The organism is Caloramator sp. Dgby_cultured_2 (genome assembly GCF_028872215.1).
Classification (GTDB): Bacteria; Bacillota; Clostridia; order Clostridiales; family Caloramatoraceae; genus Caloramator; species Caloramator australicus.
This window is the reverse complement of sequence record NZ_CP118396.1, coordinates 1,364,280-1,384,325: the sequence shown is the minus strand read 5'-3', so window position 1 is coordinate 1,384,325 and position 20,046 is coordinate 1,364,280. Positions and strand designations below refer to the sequence as shown.

The 20,046-nt window shown below is 35.0% G+C and carries 25 protein-coding genes and 6 pseudogenes; all 31 read left to right on the top strand.

Annotated elements, in window-relative coordinates:
* Positions 1–137: 137 nt before the first annotated feature.
* Positions 138–344, top strand: coding sequence for a hypothetical protein (locus PWK10_RS18655; RefSeq protein WP_342455489.1), 207 nt, complete (start codon positions 138–140; stop codon positions 342–344).
* Positions 338–1,741: a polysaccharide biosynthesis protein gene (locus PWK10_RS09520; protein WP_342455756.1), complete on the top strand. Its 1,404-nt coding sequence runs from the start codon at positions 338–340 to the stop codon at positions 1,739–1,741. The genes PWK10_RS18655 and PWK10_RS09520 overlap by 7 nt, the downstream gene beginning before the upstream one ends.
* 17 nt (positions 1,742–1,758) lie before the next feature.
* Positions 1,759–2,864 (top strand): annotated as a pseudogene (locus PWK10_RS09515) (DegT/DnrJ/EryC1/StrS family aminotransferase).
* 162 nt (positions 2,865–3,026) lie between these two features.
* A pseudogene (locus PWK10_RS09510) lies at positions 3,027–4,342 on the top strand (nucleotide sugar dehydrogenase).
* Between the two features lie 293 nt (positions 4,343–4,635).
* Positions 4,636–5,738: pseudogene (locus PWK10_RS09505) on the top strand (Gfo/Idh/MocA family protein).
* A 92-nt stretch (positions 5,739–5,830) separates the two neighbouring features.
* Positions 5,831–6,412, top strand: a complete 582-nt coding sequence (locus tag PWK10_RS09500; protein ID WP_274765882.1) for a hypothetical protein — start codon at positions 5,831–5,833, stop codon at positions 6,410–6,412.
* Between the two features lie 5 nt (positions 6,413–6,417).
* Entirely contained in the window at positions 6,418–6,606 is a 189-nt protein-coding gene (locus PWK10_RS09495; RefSeq protein WP_274765881.1) for a hypothetical protein, read from the top strand.
* 37 nt (positions 6,607–6,643) lie between these two features.
* Positions 6,644–7,386 (top strand): annotated as a pseudogene (locus PWK10_RS09490) (DapH/DapD/GlmU-related protein).
* Positions 7,387–7,396: 10 nt separating this feature from the next.
* Positions 7,397–8,459: pseudogene (gene wecB / locus PWK10_RS09485) on the top strand (non-hydrolyzing UDP-N-acetylglucosamine 2-epimerase).
* Between the two features lie 24 nt (positions 8,460–8,483).
* Positions 8,484–8,618, top strand: a complete 135-nt coding sequence (locus PWK10_RS09480) for a hypothetical protein (RefSeq protein ID WP_274765880.1) — start codon at positions 8,484–8,486, stop codon at positions 8,616–8,618.
* A complete protein-coding gene (locus PWK10_RS09475) occupies positions 8,597–9,001 on the top strand; it encodes a hypothetical protein (protein ID WP_274768212.1) in 405 nt (134 codons plus the stop codon). The genes PWK10_RS09480 and PWK10_RS09475 overlap by 22 nt, the downstream gene beginning before the upstream one ends.
* Positions 8,953–9,708, top strand: a complete 756-nt coding sequence (locus PWK10_RS09470) for a glycosyltransferase family 4 protein (protein WP_274765879.1) — start codon at positions 8,953–8,955, stop codon at positions 9,706–9,708. The genes PWK10_RS09475 and PWK10_RS09470 overlap by 49 nt, the downstream gene beginning before the upstream one ends.
* Positions 9,709–9,720: 12 nt before the next feature.
* Positions 9,721–10,340 (top strand): annotated as a pseudogene (locus tag PWK10_RS09465) (sugar transferase).
* A gap of 8 nt (positions 10,341–10,348) precedes the next feature.
* On the top strand, positions 10,349–10,999 hold the full coding sequence (locus tag PWK10_RS09460) for an acetyltransferase (protein WP_274765878.1): 651 nt from the start codon (positions 10,349–10,351) through the stop codon (positions 10,997–10,999).
* Positions 10,996–11,118, top strand: coding sequence for a hypothetical protein (locus PWK10_RS09455; RefSeq protein ID WP_274765877.1), 123 nt, complete (start codon positions 10,996–10,998; stop codon positions 11,116–11,118). Before PWK10_RS09460 ends, PWK10_RS09455 begins: the two co-directional genes overlap by 4 nt.
* On the top strand, positions 11,102–12,112 hold the full coding sequence (locus PWK10_RS09450; RefSeq protein ID WP_274765876.1) for a DegT/DnrJ/EryC1/StrS family aminotransferase: 1,011 nt from the start codon (positions 11,102–11,104) through the stop codon (positions 12,110–12,112). Before PWK10_RS09455 ends, PWK10_RS09450 begins: the two co-directional genes overlap by 17 nt.
* Before the next feature lie 142 nt (positions 12,113–12,254).
* The gene (murJ, locus tag PWK10_RS09445) at positions 12,255–13,703 is read left to right on the top strand and encodes a murein biosynthesis integral membrane protein MurJ (protein ID WP_274765875.1); all 1,449 of its coding nucleotides are present in this window, start codon (positions 12,255–12,257) and stop codon (positions 13,701–13,703) included.
* A gap of 161 nt (positions 13,704–13,864) precedes the next feature.
* Positions 13,865–14,263 carry a glycosyltransferase gene (locus tag PWK10_RS09440; RefSeq protein ID WP_274765874.1) on the top strand — a complete coding sequence of 133 codons (399 nt, stop codon included), beginning with the start codon at positions 13,865–13,867 and terminating at the stop codon, positions 14,261–14,263.
* Positions 14,218–14,640 carry a glycosyltransferase gene (locus PWK10_RS09435; protein WP_342455755.1) on the top strand — a complete coding sequence of 141 codons (423 nt, stop codon included), beginning with the start codon at positions 14,218–14,220 and terminating at the stop codon, positions 14,638–14,640. The genes PWK10_RS09440 and PWK10_RS09435 overlap by 46 nt, the downstream gene beginning before the upstream one ends.
* The gene (locus tag PWK10_RS09430; RefSeq protein WP_274765873.1) at positions 14,598–14,783 is read left to right on the top strand and encodes a glycosyltransferase; all 186 of its coding nucleotides are present in this window, start codon (positions 14,598–14,600) and stop codon (positions 14,781–14,783) included. The genes PWK10_RS09435 and PWK10_RS09430 overlap by 43 nt, the downstream gene beginning before the upstream one ends.
* Positions 14,776–14,958: a hypothetical protein gene (locus tag PWK10_RS09425; RefSeq protein WP_274765872.1), complete on the top strand. Its 183-nt coding sequence runs from the start codon at positions 14,776–14,778 to the stop codon at positions 14,956–14,958. The genes PWK10_RS09430 and PWK10_RS09425 overlap by 8 nt, the downstream gene beginning before the upstream one ends.
* Before the next feature lie 125 nt (positions 14,959–15,083).
* Positions 15,084–15,479: a leucine-rich repeat domain-containing protein gene (locus tag PWK10_RS09420; protein WP_274765871.1), complete on the top strand. Its 396-nt coding sequence runs from the start codon at positions 15,084–15,086 to the stop codon at positions 15,477–15,479.
* Entirely contained in the window at positions 15,476–16,411 is a 936-nt protein-coding gene (locus tag PWK10_RS09415) for an O-antigen polymerase (protein WP_274765870.1), read from the top strand. The genes PWK10_RS09420 and PWK10_RS09415 overlap by 4 nt, the downstream gene beginning before the upstream one ends.
* Positions 16,412–16,467: 56 nt before the next feature.
* The gene (locus PWK10_RS09410; protein WP_274765869.1) at positions 16,468–16,752 is read left to right on the top strand and encodes a hypothetical protein; all 285 of its coding nucleotides are present in this window, start codon (positions 16,468–16,470) and stop codon (positions 16,750–16,752) included.
* 12 nt (positions 16,753–16,764) lie between these two features.
* Positions 16,765–17,022 carry a hypothetical protein gene (locus PWK10_RS09405; RefSeq protein WP_274765868.1) on the top strand — a complete coding sequence of 86 codons (258 nt, stop codon included), beginning with the start codon at positions 16,765–16,767 and terminating at the stop codon, positions 17,020–17,022.
* Between the two features lie 125 nt (positions 17,023–17,147).
* Positions 17,148–17,450, top strand: a complete 303-nt coding sequence (locus PWK10_RS09400; protein ID WP_274765867.1) for a hypothetical protein — start codon at positions 17,148–17,150, stop codon at positions 17,448–17,450.
* A 5-nt stretch (positions 17,451–17,455) separates the two neighbouring features.
* On the top strand, positions 17,456–17,971 hold the full coding sequence (locus PWK10_RS09395; protein ID WP_274765866.1) for an O-antigen ligase family protein: 516 nt from the start codon (positions 17,456–17,458) through the stop codon (positions 17,969–17,971).
* Positions 17,971–18,531: a hypothetical protein gene (locus tag PWK10_RS09390; protein WP_274765865.1), complete on the top strand. Its 561-nt coding sequence runs from the start codon at positions 17,971–17,973 to the stop codon at positions 18,529–18,531. Before PWK10_RS09395 ends, PWK10_RS09390 begins: the two co-directional genes overlap by 1 nt.
* Positions 18,488–19,297, top strand: coding sequence for a nucleotide sugar dehydrogenase (locus PWK10_RS09385; RefSeq protein ID WP_274765864.1), 810 nt, complete (start codon positions 18,488–18,490; stop codon positions 19,295–19,297). Before PWK10_RS09390 ends, PWK10_RS09385 begins: the two co-directional genes overlap by 44 nt.
* Before the next feature lie 95 nt (positions 19,298–19,392).
* Complete coding sequence (locus tag PWK10_RS09380; RefSeq protein ID WP_274765863.1) at positions 19,393–19,632, top strand: hypothetical protein; 240 nt, start codon at positions 19,393–19,395, stop codon at positions 19,630–19,632.
* A gap of 96 nt (positions 19,633–19,728) precedes the next feature.
* Positions 19,729–20,040, top strand: coding sequence for a glycosyltransferase (locus PWK10_RS09375; RefSeq protein WP_274765862.1), 312 nt, complete (start codon positions 19,729–19,731; stop codon positions 20,038–20,040).
* Positions 20,041–20,046 lie beyond the last annotated feature (6 nt).

Below are 20,046 nucleotides of genomic sequence, written 5' to 3'. Positions count from 1 at the left end.
TTTCCTGGAGGATACCTCCGGCATACCTTGAAAGATACAGAGAATCCTTTATTCCAATTTCAATAATAATGATTATATCCTTTTACATATTTAAGCTGTATACAAGCATATGGAGATATGCAAGCATAGAGGAGCTCTTGTCGGTTATCGTTGCGGTATCGGTAGGAAGTGCTGTTTCTTTTATATATGGTGTTGTGATGAGAAATAGGCTTCCTCTTAGCGTTTATTTTGTCATGTGGGCCTTTACGATAATGGCAAGTGGAGGACTTAGATTCCTAAGAAGGGTTATAATGCATTTTGAGGGGATGCAGGCCCTTTCAGGCAAAAAGGAAAGAGGATCTTAATATTTGGTGCTGGAGATGCAGGAGCAATCGTTGCAAAGGAGATGAAAAAGCATCCGGAGCTTGGATACATTCCTGTTGCCTTTGTGGATGATGATAAGTCTAAAAAGGGAAAATACATTCAAGGAATTCCTATAGTTGGAGATAGAAATGACCTTGAGGATATAGTAGAGGAGATGGCAATAGATGAGATTTTAATTGCCATTCCTTCGGCCGATAAGGAGGAGAGGGCAGAGATTATAAGGCTATGCAGCCAGACGGGATGCAAGCTAAAGACTTTGCCAGGGATATATGAGTTAATCGGCGGTAAGGTTACCATAAGCCAGATAAGAGACGTTGAGATAGAGGATCTTTTAGGAAGGGAGCCGGTGGAGCTAAATATCGACGAGATTGCCGACTATTTAAAGGATAAGGTTGTTTTGGTAACCGGTGGAGGAGGCTCAATTGGGTCAGAGCTATGTAGACAGATTGCAAGGTTTAATCCTAAGAAGCTTCTTATATTGGACATTTACGAAAACGGAGCCTACAACCTTTCGATGGAATTAAAATCCCAATACAAGGACCTTGATCAGGAGGTTATAATAGCCTCAATAAGGGAAAGGGAAAGATTAAGGGAGATATTTAAAAAATACAGGCCAAACGTTGTTTTCCATGCAGCAGCCCATAAGCACGTTCCTCTAATGGAGGCTAATCCTAAGGAGGCTATAAAAAACAATATATTAGGAACACTAAATGTAGTAAAGTGTGCTGATGAATTTGGCGTTGAAAAGTTTGTTTTAATCTCGACGGATAAGGCGGTTAATCCAACAAATATAATGGGAGCCACCAAAAGATTTGCCGAGATGATAATACAGGCCTATGATAAGGTAAGTAAAACCGAATATGTTGCTGTAAGATTTGGAAATGTGTTAGGCAGCAGCGGAAGCGTAATCCCTCTTTTTAAGGAGCAGATTAAAAAGGGAGGTCCGGTTACGGTAACTCATCCTGAGATAAACAGATACTTTATGACCATACCTGAGGCGGCACAGCTTGTAATTCAAGCAGGCGCAATGGCAGAGGGTGGAGAGATTTTTGTCCTTGATATGGGAAAACCTGTTAAAATTGTGGATCTTGCAAGGCAGCTTATAAGGCTTTCAGGGTTTGAGCCGGATAAGGATATAAAGATTGAATTTACCGGTTTAAGGCCTGGAGAAAAGCTCTATGAGGAGCTTTTGATGAATGAAGAGGGGCTTAAAAAGACAAAGCATAAGAAGATATTTATCGGAAAGCCTGGAGAGTTTGATGTTGATAAGATTAATTCTATGATAGAGAGCCTTATTGATGCTTTAGATGATGAGGATGAAAAGATATTTAAACTTATGGAGGAATTTGTTCCAACGTATAAAAGAAAGCAAGATTAAGCTTGGGAGGTTTAATTATGAACATTCAGCTTTTGGATCTTTTGGCACAGTATGAGACTATCAAAGATGAGATTAAAGAGGCTGTAATATCAACTATAGAGTCAGGACACTATATCTTAGGATCGCAGGTTAAAAAGCTTGAAGAGGATATTGCAAAATACTGCGGCGTAAAACATGGTATTGGTGTTGCTAATGGAACAGATGCCCTTTTATTAACACTTAAGGCCTTTGGGATAGGAGAAGGAGACGAGGTTATAACATCACCCTTTACCTTTTTGCATCGGCAGAGACGATATCCCAGGCAGGGGCAAAGCCAGTCTTTGTTGATATAGACCCTGATACATACTGCATTGATGTAGATAGGATTGAGGAAAAAATCACTGAGAGGACAAAGGCCATAATCCCTGTCCACATCTTTGGCCAGATGGTGGATATGGATAGGATAATGGAGATTGCTAAAAAGCATAATCTTATAGTTATAGAGGATGCTTGCCAGGCAATTGGTGCTGAGTATAAGGGAAAAAAGGCGGGTTCAATAGGCCATGCAGCTTGTTTTTCCTTCTTCCCAACTAAAAATTTAGGCGGATACGGCGATGGAGGAATGGTTGTTACAAATGATGATGCTGTTGCTGAAAGGATTAGAATGCTAAGGTTCCACGGAAGCAAGGTAAAATATTATCATGAGATCTTAGGATATAACAGCAGACTCGATGAGCTTCAGGCGGCCATTTTAAATGTTAAGTTTAAGTATTTAGATGAATGGAACAGAAAAAGGGCAGAAAAGGCAGAAATTTATAACGAGCTTTTAAAGGACACAAGCTGTAAACTACCAGTTGCAAGGGATTATAATAAACATATATATCATTTATATATAATTCAACATGAAAAGAGGGATGAGCTAATAAAATACCTTAAGGACAATGGGGTAGCAACAGGAATATACTACCCGGTTCCACTGCATCTACAAAACGTATACAAGGACCTTGGATACAAGGAAGGGGACCTTCCAAATGCAGAATATGCAAGCAAAAGGACCTTTGCAATTCCACTATATCCAGAACTTACTTTAGAGCAGCAAAAATATGTTGCAGAAAAAATTAAGGAGTTCGAAAACTTAAAATAAGGTGCCAGGCACCAAAAGTTAAGTTGTAATGAGGATAATTTTAAGATAAAATTTAATTGTTAATGTTTTAACTATAAAAACGATACTTCAATGGAACTATATGGAAATGTCAAAATGTCAAAAAGTCAAGTGCCAGGCACTTAAGAAAAAGGAGGAAAATGTATGTCAACTAAAGAAATGCTCTTAGAAAAGATACAAAATAAAACAGCGGTAATTGGTGTTGTGGGCCTTGGTTATGTTGGGCTTCCCTTGCAGTTGAAAAGGCAAAGGCAGGCTATAAGGTAATAGGCTTTGACATTCAGCAAAAAAGATGCGACATGGTAAACGAAGGACACAACTACATAGGGGACGTTGTTGATGAGGAACTTGCTGATCTTGTTAAAAAGGGAATGATCTATGCAACAACTGATTATTCAAAAATTGCAGAGGTTGACTGCGTTGCAATATGCGTTCCAACACCGCTTGATAAGTATAAGCAGCCGGATATAACATATGTTGTTAATTCAACAGAGAGCATAGCAAAGTATCTTCATAAGGGAATGCTTGTAGTTTTAGAGTCAACAACATATCCAGGAACAACAGAGGAAGTTGTAAAGCCAATACTTGAAAAGACAGGATTAAAGTGCGGAGAGGACTTTTATCTTGCCTTCTCACCAGAGAGGGTTGACCCAGGTAACAAGTTCTTCAAGACAAAGAATACACCAAAGGTAGTAGGTGGAGTTACTAAGGACTGCACAGAGATAGCAGCAACTTTATATAGAAACGTTCTAGAAGGAGAAATATTTACAGTATCATCACCAGCGGTAGCAGAGATGGAAAAGATACTTGAAAATACGTTTAGAAATATAAACGTAGCCCTTGTAAACGAAATGGCAATCCTTTGCGAAAGAATGGGAATAGACGTATGGGAAGTTATAGAAGCAGCAAAGACAAAGCCATACGGATTTATGGCATTCTATCCAGGGCCAGGTCTTGGTGGTCACTGCATTCCAATAGACCCATTCTATTTAACATGGAAGGCAAGGGAATATGATTATCATACAAGACTAATTGAAATAGCAGGGGAAATAAACGACTACATGCCAGAGTTTGTTGTGGAAAAGGCATCACACATATTAAACGACTTTAAAAAGCCGCTAAACGGTTCAAAGGTTTTACTTTTAGGTGCAGCGTATAAGAAGGATATAGATGATTTAAGAGAATCACCAACTTTAAAGGTAATTGAACATCTTGAAAAGAGAAATGCTAAAGTTTCATACAACGATCCATATATACCAGAGTTTACACACAACGGAAAGCATTATGTGTCAGTTGAACTTACAGAAGAAACTTTAAAGGATGCGGATATAGTAATAATAACAACAGACCATTCAAAGTATGATTATGATTTTATAGTAAAAAATGCAAAAGTTGTATTTGACACAAGAAATGCAACTAAAGAAGTTTTAGAAAACAGAGACAAGATAATCAAGCTTTAATCCCTTAGGCACTTTTGCTTTTGCAAAAGTGCCTTTGTAAAAGGGACGGTTCATTACTTTTATAAACTTTAGGGAAATAAAAGTATGGACTTAAAAATTCGAGACGATAATCGGGTTAAAAAAAATAAGTCCCAATAATAGAAAAAAGGGATAATGAGATTATTGGTTTTAAAAGCAAGTTACATTAAAGTATTGTGAAATAATTTTACTAAGATGGCTAAAAATTTTATATGGAAAAATTTGAAAATGTCAAAAAGTCAAAAAGTCAAGAGGCAGGCACTCAAGGAGGTAGTATCATGAAGTTAAAGTTTGCGATAATTGGATGTGGAAGAATTTCATATAAGCATGTTGAGGCGATTGTAAATAATCATGAGGAGGCAGAGCTTGTTGCAACCTGCGATGTTGATATGGAAAAGGCAAAAGAAAAGGCCAATGAATATACAAATAAAATAGAAGGTGCAAAGGTAAATGTTTATACGGATTATAAAAAGATGCTTGAAAAGGAAGATATAGATGTTGTAACTATTGCTACAGAAAGTGGATATCACCCAGAAATTGCAATTTACTGTATGGAAAAGGGAAAGCACGTTATAGTTGAAAAACCAATGGCCCTTTCAACAAAGGATGCCGATAAGATGATTGAAATCGCAAAGGGAAAAGGCGTTAAACTCTGTGTATGCCACCAAAACAGATTCAATAAGCCAATCCAAATGCTAAGAAGGGCCCTTGAGGAAGGAAGATTTGGAAAGCTAATCAACGGAATGGCAAGCATTAGATGGAATAGAAATATGAACTACTACAAGCAGGCACCATGGAGGGGAACTTGGGAGCTCGATGGTGGAACATTGATGAATCAGTGCATACATGACATCGACCTTCTTCAATGGATGATGGGAGGAGAGATCGATTCCGTTTATGCCCAAACAGGGAACTTTATAAGGGATATAGAAGCTGAAGATTTTGGCGCTATTATAATCAGATTCAAAAACGGTGCAATTGGAATTGTAGAAGGAAGCGCTTGTGTATATCCAAAGAATTTAGAAGAGACATTAAGTATATTTGGTGAAAATGGCTCAGTTGTTATTGGCGGCCTTGCAGTAAATAGAATTGAAACTTGGAGATTTGCAGATGGTAAGGATTCAGAGGAAGAAATACTTAAGATGCAGGAAGGCGATCCTGATACAGTTTACGGATACGGCCACACACCTTTATTTAAGGATATGATAGACGCTATAAAGAATAATAGGGAGCCACTTGTTAACGGCGAAGAAGGCAAAAAGGGAATGGAAATAATACTTGCAGCGTATAAGTCACAAAAACAGGAATGCCTGTTAAATTCCCAATTGGAGAATTTTCAACCCTTGATATGAAGGACGCGGATATTAAAATTAAATAAAAATCTATACGAAATTGATACTATATAATAAGGTTAATTTATGTAAAACATATATGCATTTTATTAGTAGGGCATAAGGTAACGAAGGTGGGATGGATGAAGCGATTTTTGAAAGAGTATATGCAGATTTTTTAAAAGAACCTAGATTTAAGGAATATGAGGATATAATTAGATTAGCTATTGAAAAGGGATACATCGTAACTTCTGTTATAGATTATTATAGAAATTATATGAATAAAGATGAAAAGGTATTAATTTTAAGACATGATATCGATGTTGACAAAAAAGGTGCAAGGATTTTCTTTGAAATAGAAAAAAGGTATAATGTTAAAGCATCATATTATTTTAGATTAAGCACTATTGATTATTCTTTAATGGACGACATAGTTAAATATAGCAGCGAAGTTGGATATCACTACGAAGAGCTTGCAACATATTGTAAAAGGAATAAAATAAAAAGTAAACTTAGCATAATTGAAAAGGATTTGGAAAATATTTATGACGAATTTGTAAGTAACTTGAATACGTATTTTAAAGGCTATGACATAAAATCCATAGCAAGTCATGGAGATTTTTATAATAGGCATATAGGAGTTCCAAATCATTATTTGTTTGAAAAATATAGCTATGAAGACTTAGGAATAACAGTGGAAACATATAAAAAGAGCTATTAGAAAGTTTGGATGCCTATGTTTCAGATGCAAGGTTAAAGCCCTTTTGGAGGGATGGATATTCAGTGGTTGATGCTATCAAAGAAAATAAGAAAAAGATACTGTTTTTAAGTCATCCTGCTAATTGGAATGGATTTACATTTGAAAATTTTAAAGAAAATATTAAAAGATTGTATGAAAGTTTTTATATGATTTAGCATTAGTAATGCTCAATTATTACTAAGGAGGATTTGTATGAATTATATTTCGGAGAGCGCAAAGCTTGGGGATAATGTATCCGTTGGTAAGTTTACTGTAATTGAAGATGACGTCTTTATAGGAAACAATTGTATAATTGGCAACAACGTTGTTATTCATAAAGGGACTGTTATTGGGGATAATGTAAGGATCGATGATAATACTGTTATAGGCAAAAAGCCAATGAGGGCGGTAAACAGCATATTTAAAGATGAAAAGGAGCTTCCCCTGCAAAGATAGGAAGTGGATGCCTTGTAGGCGCAGGAGTTATAATCTACTGCGGCTGTGAAATAGGAGAAAACACATTGGTTGCAGACCTTGCAACGATTAGGGAAAATGTAACAATTGGCAGCAAAACGATTATAGGACGCGGCGTTGCAGTTGAAAATTTCTGTAAGGTTGGCTCTAACTGTAAACTTGAGACAAACGCCTATATTACAGCCTATTCAGAGCTTGAGGACTACGTATTTGTTGCACCAGGCGTTGTAACCTCTAACGATAATTTTGCAGCAAGGTCAAAGGAAAGATTTAAACATTTTAAGGGAGTTACGATAAAAAAAGGTGGAAGAGTCGGTGCACAGGCAACTATATTGCCCGGGAAAACTATTTATGAGGATGGATTTGTGGCAGCAGGTTCAGTTGTTACTAAGGATGTGGAATCTGGAAAGATCGTTGCAGGAAATCCAGCAAAATACTTCAAGGATGTTCCAGAGGATCAGCTTTTAAAGAATCAATTTTAAGGAGGATTATATGAAAATACTAACGGTAATCGGAGCAAGGCCCCAGTTTATAAAGGCTGCTCCAGTGTCAAGGGAGATTAGAAAACATTTTAAGGAAATAATAGTCCATACAGGACAACATTATGATGAAAATATGTCGAATATATTTTTGAAGAGCTTAATATCCCAAAACCGGACTATAACCTTAATGTTGGATCGGGAAAACATGGAGAGCAGACGGGGAATATGCTAATAAAAATAGAAGAAGTAATTTTAAAAGAAAAACCTGATGCTGTATTAGTTTACGGCGATACAAATTCAACTTTGGCAGGTGCCCTTGCCGCAAGTAAGCTTCTCATCCCTGTTATTCACGTTGAAGCAGGATTAAGAAGCTTTAACAAGGCAATGCCAGAGGAGCAAAATAGGGTTTTAACAGACCACATTTCAGATTTATTGTTTTGCCCAACGGAAACAGCAGTTAAGAATTTAAAAAGGGAAGGAATTGAAAAGGGAGTTTACAACGTTGGGGATGTAATGTTCGACAGCATACTTTATAACATTGAAATTGCAAAGAAGAAATCAAACATTTTAGAAAGATTAAGCCTTAAGGAAAAGGAATATATCCTTGTTACAATCCACAGGGCTGAAAATACAAATTATAAAGAAAAACTTATAAATATATTCAATGCCTTAAAGGATTCTAATGAAAAAATAGTTCTTCCCCTTCACCCAAGAACAAGAAAATTTATAAATGATTATGGCATAGAAGTTGGACAAAATATAGAGATTATAGAGCCCGTTGGTTACCTTGACATGATTATGCTTGAATTGTCTGCTAAAAGATATTAACCGATAGCGGCGGAGTCCAAAAGGAAAGCTATTTCTTAGACGTTCCATGTATTACCATGAGGGAGGAGACCGAGTGGATTGAAACGGTTGAAGATGGATGGAATGTCCTTGTTGGAAGCGATTATGAGGCCATTTTAAATGCTATTAGATTCTTTATGCCAAAGGGTGAAAAACACGATTATTTTGGTAATGGGCATTCAAGCGAAAGAATTGTGGAAATCATAAACAGGACATTGCAAAAATAAATGCTGGACTGAGGTGTTGGTTTGATGAAAAGAATCTGGATAATGAACCACTATGCTGTTCCACCAACAATTGGCGGCGGGACAAGGCACTTTGATTTTGCAGAGGAACTTGTAAAAGGGGATATGACGTTACAGTTATTGCCTCCAGCTTTGATTTAAAAACAAGAACTGAAAGGTTGAATGAAGGGGAAAAATATAGAATAGAAAATATAAATGGAGTTAAATTCCTTTGGATTAGAACTTTTCCATATAAAACAAACGATTATAAAAGATTTATCAATATGATTTCCTTTGCAATAAATTCATATAAACTTTTGAAAAAATTTGAAAGGCCGGATGTAATCATAGCGTCATCCGTTCATCCATTTACATGTATTGCAGGATACTACCTTGCAAGAAATTTTAATGCAAGGTATATAGCAGAGATTAGGGACCTTTGGCCGGAAACTTTAATCGACATGGGGGCTATGAAAAAGACAGTCTTCCTGCAAAGGTGTTTTATGCAATTGAAAAGTTTATTTATGATAGAGCAGAAAAGATAATAGTCCTTTTACCCGGCGCAGGAGATTATATAAAATCTGTTGGAAACTATAAAGATAAGATAGTTTATATTCCAAATGGAGTATTAGTAAAAAGGTTTGATGATGTGTTAAATAAGGGTATGAGTCAGGATGTTAAGAATATTTTAAAGGAGCATGAGGGTAAAATAAAGGCGGTTTACCTTGGAGCTATGGGACCTGCAAACGCCCTTCATGTAATCCTTGAGGCTGCAAAGATAATCAAAGAGAAGGGGATAAACAATATAGATATCCTGCTAATTGGGGATGGTCCTGAGAAGGAAAGGCTAATTAAGCTTAAAGAAGATATGCAGCTTGATAATGTTTATATATACGATCCAATCAAAAAGGTTGATGTTCCGCATCTTCTTAAAAATATAGATATATGCTTATTTAACCTTAAAGACCTTGATGTTTTTAAATATGGAATTAGCCCTAACAAGATGTTCGATTATCTTTGCAGTGGAAATCCTATTTTATTCTCCTGCAGGGCAACAAACGATTTAGTTAAAGAATCCGGTGCAGGAATTTCAATAAACCCTGAATCGCCGGTTGAATTTGCAAATGCACTTGTTACACTTTCAAGAATGACAGAGGACGAAAGAAGGGCCCTTGGTGAAAAGGGAAGAAGATACGTCGAGGAAAACCACGATATATCAAAACTTGTTGATAGACTTGAAAGTTTGTTTTAAGGATGTGAGAGGATGAAAAAGTTACAGCTTTTTATAAAAAGGCTATTTGACTTTCTTTTAAGTCTAATCCTTCTTATTGTTTTATCCCCTCTGTTTTTAATAATTGCAATTCTCATTAAACTTGATTCAGAGGGAGAGGTATTTTTAGGCAGGAAAGAGCAGGACTTAATGGAAAGCCATTTATGATATATAAATTTAGAACAATGGTTAAAAACGCTGAAAAGATTGGTGATGGCTATTATACAGGTGAAAATGACCCGAGAATTACAAGGATAGGGAGATTTTTAAGAAAAACAAGCCTTGATGAGCTTCCACAGCTTATAAACATTTTAAAGGGCGAGATGAGCATAATAGGTCCAAGGCCAACTCTTATGTATCAAGTTGAAAAATACGACGATTTCCAAAGAAAAAGGCTTTTAATGAAGCCTGGGGTTACAGGCCTTGCTCAGGTTAACGGAAGAAACTCCCTATCCTGGCCTGAAAGGATAAAGTATGATGTTTATTATGTGGAAAACTGGAACCTTTGGATGGATATAAAGATTTTCTTTAAAACCTTTTTAGTTGTTTTAAAGGGTGAAGGTGTTTACGCTGAAAAGGAAAAGTTTATAATAAAAGATAAGGATGAGCTGTAGGTGATGGTATGATAGATGTTATAATAGTAGGTGCAGGAGGCCATGCAAGGGTTATCCTTGATATTCTTCTTGCTATGAAAAATATTAACAATATAAACATATTAGGCTTTATTGATGATAACAAAGAGGGAGAAATATTGGGCTATAAAATTTTAGGAAAGATGGATGACATTAAAGGTCTTAAGGAGATTTATCCCAATTTAAAGGCTGTTCCTGCAATTGGCGATAATAAAATTAGAAAAATTATAGTTCAAAAACTAAATTCTTTTGGTGTTGATCTTTTTACTGCAGTTCATCCAAGCGCCGTTATAGGTGGAAATGTGGAGATAGGGGAAGGAACTGTTGTAATGCCTATGGCGGTTATAAACAACAGTGCTAAAATTGGAAGGGCTGCCATTATAAATTCATCGGCAGTTATTGAGCACGATAACATAATAGGGGATTTTGCCCATATATCCCCCGGAGCTCACCTTGCTGGCACGGTAAGGGTGGGGGATCTTACCCATGTAGGAACTGGCGCTAATGTGATTCCTGGAGTAAACATCGGCAAAAACGTTACTATTGGCGCTGGAGGGACGGTTATTAAGGACATTGAAGACAATGCCGTTGCTGTTGGTGTGCCAGCTAAAGTTATAAAGTTTAAGGAGGATTTAGAATGAAAGTTCCATTGGCAAAACCAGATATTACCCAAAGGGAAATAGATGCCGTTGTGGAGGTTATGAAATCCGGCATTTTAAGCATAGGACCTAAAATAGAAGAATTTGAAAAAAGTTGCTGAATATGTCGGCGTAAAATATGCAGTTGCAGTAAATAGCGGAACAAGCGCCCTAAACCTTATCGTAAAGGCCCTTGGAATAGGAAAGGACGATGAGGTTATAACAACTCCCTTTAGCTTTGTTGCCTCTGTAAACTGCTTTTTAATGGAGGGGGCAAAGCCTGTATTTGTTGACATAGACCCTAAAACATTAAACATGAACATAGATGAAGTTGAAAAGCATATTACTCCAAAAACGAAGGCGATACTTGCAGTTGACGTTTTTGGTCAGCCTATTAATATGAAAAGATTAAGGGAAATTGCAGATAAACATAATCTTCATCTTATCGAAGATAGCTGCGAAGCTCTCGGTTCAGTTTACGATGGCGTAAAGGCAGGAAAGCTTGCTGATGCAGCAGCCTTTGCCTTTTATCCAAACAAGCAGATTACAACTGGCGAAGGTGGAATAATTGTAACTGATAGTAAAGAAATAGCAGAGCTTGCCCAAAGCTTAAGAAGTCAAGGCAGAGCCATAACTGGTTTTTGGCTTCACCACGAAAGATTAGGATATAACTACAGAATGAGCGAGCTTAATGCTGCATTAGGTTCCATTCAGATGGATAGGCTTGATGAAATAATTCAGAAGAGGCTAAAAGTGGCTAAAAGATATGATGAAATTTTAAGCAAAATCGAGGGCGTTGAAGTTCCATATATTGATCCAAAGGTTGATGTCATGAGCTATTTTGTTTATGTTGTTAAACTTTCTAAGGATGTTGACAGGGACAAGGTAATGGCATATCTTAAGGAAAATGGAGTAGGTTGTAGACCATACTTTACACCAATCCATGTTCAGCCTTATATGGTTGATATGTTTGGATATAAAGAAGAAGATTTTCCGGTAACTTCAGATGCAGGAAGAAGATGTGTTGCACTTCCATTCTACAACGATTTATCCGATGAAGAGGCAAATTATGTTGCAGAAAAACTTGAGGAAGCTGTTAAACTATTCAAAAGATAATGGAGGTTGTGATGGGAAGAGTTAATCTTGCAAAGGCTGCAGGGGTGGTAATCTTTATTACCATCCTTAGCAAAGTTTTTGGCTTTTTAGGACTATCCTTATTGCAAGCAGCTTTGGAACCACCATAGAGAGCGATGCCTATGTGGTATCCTTAACTATTCCCCTTATTATTTATTCAGTAATAGGGGCTGCTGTAAATACTACATTTATTCCCCTTTTGAGTAGAAACTTAACTCAAAAGGGAAAGGATGAGATGATAAAGTTTGCAAATAATGTAATGAACATATTGTTTTTATTTTCAGTTGCCTTTTTCCTTTTAGGCTTTGTTTTATCGCCTCAGATAGTTAGAATTATTGCCCATGGATTTTACGGTGAGAAGTTTTCATTAACAGTTAAGCTAACAAGAATAAGTATGTTCAATATATTAGCCCTTAGCATGACTGCGGCATTTATGTCGATTCTTCAGACGCTTAACGAATTTAAAGCACCTGCCATGGTGGGAATTGCCCTTGACCTTCCTATTATAATTTATTTAATCTTAGGGGCAAAGTTTGGAATTGTAGGGCTTTCTATTGCAACGCTTTTAGGATATACTATGCAATTTATAATTCAAATTCCTTATCTTATAAAACATGGATATAAGTATAGCTATAATATAGATTTTAAGGATCCACAGGTTAAGGAAATGCTTTATTTAATTATGCCAATACTTATTGGGACAACGGTTAATCAAATCAACTCAATTATTGATAAAACCATGGCATCCAGCCTTCCAACAGGCAATATTTCCGCCTACAATTTTGCAATAAACGTAAACAGCATGCTCTATGGAGTCTTTGTTGCATCTATTGTTATGGTAATATATCCTGCGATATCAAGGGAAGGTGCAAATAAGGCCTATGATAATATGAAAATTTTTATCCATAAAGGGATTGTAAGCATCCTTCTTATAATGGTTCCTGCTGCGGTAGGCCTATTTGTTCTTAAGGTTGATATTTTGACTATATTTTTCAAAAGGGGCATGTTTAACGACAATTCCTTAAATCTTACCGCCTATGCCCTTTCCTATTTACTTTTAGGCCTTCCCTTTTATGGGGTAAGGGATGTATTTAATAGGGCATTTTATGGAATAAACGATACAAAAACTCCAATGCTAAACGGAATAGTTGGAGTGCTTTTAAATATAACTTTAAATTTAATTTTAGTGAGATTCCTTGGAATAGGTGGACTTGCTTTTGCAACATCCATCTCTGCTATTACAACAAGTATTCTACTTGGAATTGCTTTAAGTAAAAGAATTGGCGGAGTTGGAGGAAAGAGGATTTTTAAATCATTCTCTAAAATAACTCTAGCAGCCATTATAATGGGCTTTTGTGTTTTTGCGTTAGATTCCTTTTTAAAGCTTTATCTTAAAGGATTTGTTGGAATGGCTATAAATCTAACGCTATCTGTAATAACAGGCATTTTAGTTTATTTTATTTCCCTTAAAGTATTAAAATTAGAAGAGCTTGATGATGCTTTAAAATTGGTTTTAAGAAAAAATAATTTGGTGGTGCAGTATGAGGATTTGCATGTTAACATCCAGCCATAATGTGTTTGATAATAGGATTTATTATAAGGAGATTTTGTCCCTAAAAAGGTTTACGATGAAATATATTTGGTTGCCCCTGGGGATAAGGATTTTGTTACTGAGGATGGAATTATTGTAAGATGTTTTAAAAAAGAAGGGCTTGGTATGACAGAATAAGGCCTATGAGGGATATGTATAAGATAGCTGCAGAGATTAATGCTGATGTCTATCATGCCCATGAGCCGGATTCCTTTCAAGTTGCGGTTAAGCTTAAGAAAAATTTAAATAAAAAGATAATATATGATTCCCACGAATATTATCCTGAAGCCTTTGCTGAACACTTTAAAGGCCTTTATGATGTTGCAAAGAAATTCATTTATATATATGAGAAAAATCTTGCTAAAAAGGCAGATTATATCGTAACTGTTAACGACATTTTAGTTGATAAGTTTAAAAAATGGAATAAAAACGTTGAGCTTATTACAAACTATCCTGTTTTAGAGGGGAACCTAAAAAGACTTTTAGCGAAAAGCCTATATTCGTCTATGCTGGAGGGCTCTCTGAGGATAGGGGTATTTTAAAGACTTTGGAGGCAATAAAAATAATAAGGGGCGATGCAAAATTTATTTTTATTGGAAATTTTAGAGACAAAGAAACTGAAGATAAGATAATGAGTTTTGCAAAGGAAAATTTAAAGGATAAAGATATAGAGTGGACTGGAAGAATAGGCCATAAGGATGTTTTAGAATATTTAAACAAAGCCTTTGCTGGTTTTATACTTCTGCAGCCTAAGAATTGGAGATATGTAAATTCTGAGCCTATTAAGCTATTTGAATACATGATGTCTAAGACGGCGGTTATCGCAAGCGACTTTCCTATGATGAGAAATATAGTGGAGGGGAAAACTGCGGCCTTTTGGTGGATCCTACTGATCCTGAAAAGATTGCAGAGGCTATAGATTACCTCATTGAAAACAAGGAATTAGCTTATAAAATGGGTGAGAATGGATTTAGGGCAGTTTTTGAAAGGTATAATTGGGATGTTAATGAGAAAAAGCTTTTAAATATCTACAAAAAGTTAGAAGGTGATAAAATTGTTTAAGGAAAAGATAGATAATCTTTTTAAAAGTAGAATATTTAATGCCTTGTTAATAATTTATGCCTTTATTTTTATTATTAATGCTTCGATTACTATAATGTATCCTGAAAGGTTCCGCGCAAAGGCAAATTATGAAAATAAGATAGCAAAAATGATGTTGCTGCTGAGGACGGGTTAAACCCCATTATTTTTAAGGACAAAAATCTTGAAAGGACGATAAGATCCTACATCGGTAAAGGCGAAGGAGAAGTTTATGTAAAGGATGTTGCTGGGATTACGGAGCTGGATTTGAGGTTTCAGGGTGTGGAAACTTTAGAAGATTTAAGGTTTTTCAAAAGTTTAAAGAAACTAAATATTTCTAATAATAACCTTAGAAATCTTAATGGGTTGGAAAATTTAAAAGGATTAGAGGAGATTATTGCTTACGAAAACAATATAGAGGATGTATCTGCCCTTGCTAATGTTAAATCATTAAAGTATTTGGATCTTGCCAACAATCAGATAAAAGATGCAAAGCCTTTAACTAATCTTTTAAATCTAGAGGTTTTAAATCTATCTGCAAACAGGATAGAAAAAATAGATGGTTTTGAGAATCTTAAGAATCTAAAGGAGCTTGATTTATCCCAAAACAGGATAAAGGATTTTACTCCAATAAGGGGGCTTAATATTAAACTTTTGTTTGACTGGGGGAACATATGATGTTTGAAAGGTTGATGGAGAGGAAAAGATTTATAATAAGCCTTGGAATATACTTTGTTCTTTTGTGTTATAGTTATTATTATTACTTTTATGTTTATCAGGATTACACTTATCAAGTAGGATATGCTCTAAATCTTAATTATTTAAAGCTTGTTGAAGCAATAATATTTATATTTTTACTTGGGCTTATTTATTTTTATTATGATATAAACAAGAGTATTTATTTAAGCTTCAGCTTTATTTTATACAATTTATTGTTTGTCCCACTTTCGGTATTTTATTGGATGTCTGATAATGCAAGAGCATATTTTTATATGGTGGTAATATCATTTATTATTCTTCACGTAATATTTCTAATTTATAAAATTAATATAAGGAAGGAAAGAATTTATTCTTCAAATGCACTTTATTTATATTTACTTGTTGCAACATTTATTGTTTTTGCAATAATAAATATTTTAGCTTATGTTAAATATGGAAATTCACTTTACTATTTGTTTAACCTCGAGAAGGTTTATGATATAAGATTTAAATCAAGAGATATTCTTCCAGGTTATTTAAAATATATACTTCAATGGTCAGCACTTGTTGTTATCCCAGCAAGCATCGCATATTTTGCAAAGATAAGAAGGTATTACCTTATAGTTATTCCATTAATAGTTCAGGCATTAATCTTTACCATAAACGGTTCAAAGTTTTATCTTTTTTCGCTGATTATAAACCTTTTTGTATTTTTAATTTATTCAGAAAAACTTATGTATTACATGCTTCCGGCATTGAATCTTTTTATAACTTCAGTTTTGCTTTTAAAGAATAATTTCATAATGTCGGTTGGTATAAGACGAGCCTTTTTCGTTCCGCAATCCTTAAGTTTTGTTTATTATGACTTTTTACAAAGCATCCAAAACTTTATTTATCCAGTAGCATTTTAAAAAGATTCATTAAAAATATCTACAAAATCGACAGCCCATTTATTATAGGAAGATATGTGTATCATGAACCTCAAATGTCTGCAAATGTAAACTTTATTGCAAATGCCTATTCCCATATAGGATTTGCTGGGATTATAATATTTACATTGCTTTTGGCGTTAGTTTTACTTGGCTTTGAATATTTCAGCGAAAACAATAGAAATAGAAAATATATAGTTTTGATTTCCTTTAGTTCCTTTTTAGCTCTTGTTAATTCGTCACTTTTAACCACTTTAAAAACCCATGGGCTATTGATCGCACTTTTTATGAGCATTCTATTTTTGAAAAGCTTTAGGGAATAGAAGGTGTTAAGTATGTTTAAGCGGCTTTTTAATATATCTATATATGTATTTGTTCTTTTAGTTCCAATTTTACCTTTAAAAATAAAATTAGGATTTTTGCCCCTTTCTGCGGATTTTATAATATCATCTATTTTGATTTTCTTTGGTCTTTGCTACCTTTTATTTGAAGGTGGATTAAAGGAACTTTATAATTTAAAGGACAAGGGGCTTTTAAAATTAAATTTATTAATTGGCTTATTTGTTCTTTTAAATATAGTTTCCTTTTTATAGCAGAAAATAAAGGTGCAGCAATTAGTGAAAGTTTAAGATTTTTGAGTATGTTTTCCTGTTTTATTTTATAGTTCTTTTAGCTGATAAAAGGACTATAAAAAGGGCATTTATGCTGTTTTGCCTCGATGGTTGTAGCAGCCCTTTATGGGGTTACCCAGTTCATATTTGGATTATCACCTTATACGGTAAACAGAAATATAAGGCTAAATTCAACTTTTGTAAATCCAAACTATTGGGGAGCGGCAGTAAATATTGTTATATTTTACCCGATAGTTGATATGATAAAGGAAAGGAAAATAAAGATTTATAATGTTTTATTCTTGGCTTTATTTTTATTTAACCTTCTGTTTAGCTTAAATAGAAGTTCTTGGCTTGCATTTTTATTAGGTTTATTTGTAATACTTTTGATTGAAAACAAAAATTTATAGCAATATTGCCTGCATTTATACTTCCGTTAATTGCCCACCCCTTTACAAGAAAAAGGTTTATAACCCTTTTATCTATAGAAAAAATTACAAAGGATGCAAGGTTTAAGCTATGGAAGACGGCCTATTTAATGTTTAAGGAGCATTTTGTTTTAGGCGTTGGCCATGGGAATTATAGGTATTTTTACGATGATTATATAAAAAGGTTCCCTGAGCTCTTTGTAAGGAAGGACCTTTGGAGTCCCCACAATTCTTTTTTAAAGATGTTTGCTGAGATGGGTATTTTTGGTGGACTTAATTTTATTTTCATATATATAATGCTTTTTTATTTGGTTATTGTGGTTTATAATAAAACAAGGGATTATAAGGTTATTGCCCTTAGTCTTATAGGCTTTTGGGTATCGTATCTTTTCCAAAACAATTTTAACAATCTAATGTTTATACCACAGTTAAATGTTTTTGCATGGCTTTTAACGGCTCTTTTATATAAGGCCTATGTTTTAGAAGCTGAGGAGGAATTTTAATGGATAATATAAAGGAAAGCTTAAGAAATGTTGCAGTTTTTGGACAAGGGTTTGTGGGACTTCCCCTTTCATTAAGTTTTGCAATGAGGGGATGCAATGTTTATGGAGTTGATGTTGTAGAAAACCTTGTTAAGGATATAAATAAAGGAATTACTTATCATAAGGAGGCCTTTGAGGGAAGGACTATTCAGGAGATCTTAAAGGAGCAACTTGAAGAGGGAAGATATAGGGCAACAACTGATGGGGTTTTAGCTTTAAAGGAGTGCAATAACATCGTTGTTACCGTTGGGATACCGATAATAAATGGACAGCACGATTTAACCGACCTTGTGGAATGCACAAGGCTTATAGGTAAAAACTTGAAAAGGGAAGATTTAGTGGTTATACGAAGCACTGTAATTCCTGGGACGACAGAGGAGATTTTACTTCCTATCCTTGAAGAAGAATCAGGAATGAAGGCAGGTGTAGACTTTTATCTTGCTTATTCATCGGAAAGGATTGCGGAGGGTAAAGCCTTTGAAGAATTTGCATATATGCCAACGGGTTGTTGCAGGTGTTAATGAAGAAAGTGCCAAAAGGGCAAAGGAGCTTTTAGAGATTGTTTGCAAGACGGATGTTTTAATTGCAAGCTCTATTAAAGTTGTTGAAACTGCAAAGGTTTTTGAAAATGTTCAAAGGGATGTAAATATTGCCATGGTGCAGGAGTTTGCAAGGTTTACAGAGGCCCTTGGAATCAATATATTTGAGGTTATAAAAGTTGCCAATACCCATAAAAGGGTAAATCTTTTAGTTCCAGGCCCAGGTGTTGGAGGATACTGCATTCCTAATGCATATCATTATTTAGAACCAAAGGCTAAAGAGCTTGGGGTAAATTTAGATATTTTGAAACTTTCAAGGGAGAAGAATGCAAAGCTTCCTGAGATAATGGTAAATATCATGGAAAAGCTTTTAAGGGGTGCTGGAAAGACAATAGAGGGGGCAAAAATAGGAGTTTTAGGTATTGCTATGAAGGATTATTCCAACGACGATAGGATAAGCCCTCCAATTGAGATAATTAAAATATTAAGAAAAAGGGGAGCGAAGGTCCTAGCCTATGACCCTGCTGTTGTTACGGAGTATCCCTTTAAGGTAAATAGCCTTGAGGAAGCTATAAAGGATGCAGATGGCATAATGGTCCTTGCAAAACAGAAGGAGTTTGAGGATATAAAGATTGACGATATCATAGGAAGCCTTCAAAAGGGAGCTGTAATTTTTGATACAAAGAATTTGTTTGAGGGATTTAAAGATGTATTAAGAGATGCGGGGATTATATATAAAACTATTTAAGGACGGCTTGGGCCGTCCTTAAAATTTATTTGCTTAGTTGTTTTATATATGGTATAAATAATTTGTAGAATACTCATCTGATGAGGAGAGGTTTTATGAAGGTTTTACATATTATAAGCGGTGGTGAAGTTGGGGGCTCTAAACGGCATCTTTTAAGCCTTGCCGCAAATGCTAAATCCTTTAAAAATATAATAATCTGTCTTATGGATGGTGCCCTTTATAGGGAAGGACTAGAAATGGGACTTGACATTCGCCTTATCGAACAAAGGGGTAGGTTTGACCTTAGTATCCTTGATGAGATTAAAAGGTTGCGGTTAAGGAAGAGGTTGATTTAATTAATTGTCACGGTGGAAGGGCAAACTTTTTAGGAATGTTTTTGAAGAAAATTATAAATAAACCCTTTGTAACTACTATTCACAAGTGACTACCTTATGGACTATGAGGGAAATCCCTTTAAGACTCTCATATTTTCAAGGATAAACGCCTATGCCCTAAAGAGCTTTGATTACTATATTGCAGTTTCCAAGGATTTTAAGAAGATGTTAGTAGAAAGAGGATATGAAGAAGAAAAAATATTTGTAGTATATAACGGAATTGACTTTGACGAGGTCTATAATTTTGACTATGATGAAATAATAGAAAAATACGACCTTCCAAGGAATAAAAAGTTTGTAACTATGGTTGCAAGGCTTCATCCAATTAAGGGCCATAAGTTTTTCTTTGATGCGGCAAAAAGGTTTTAAAGGAAT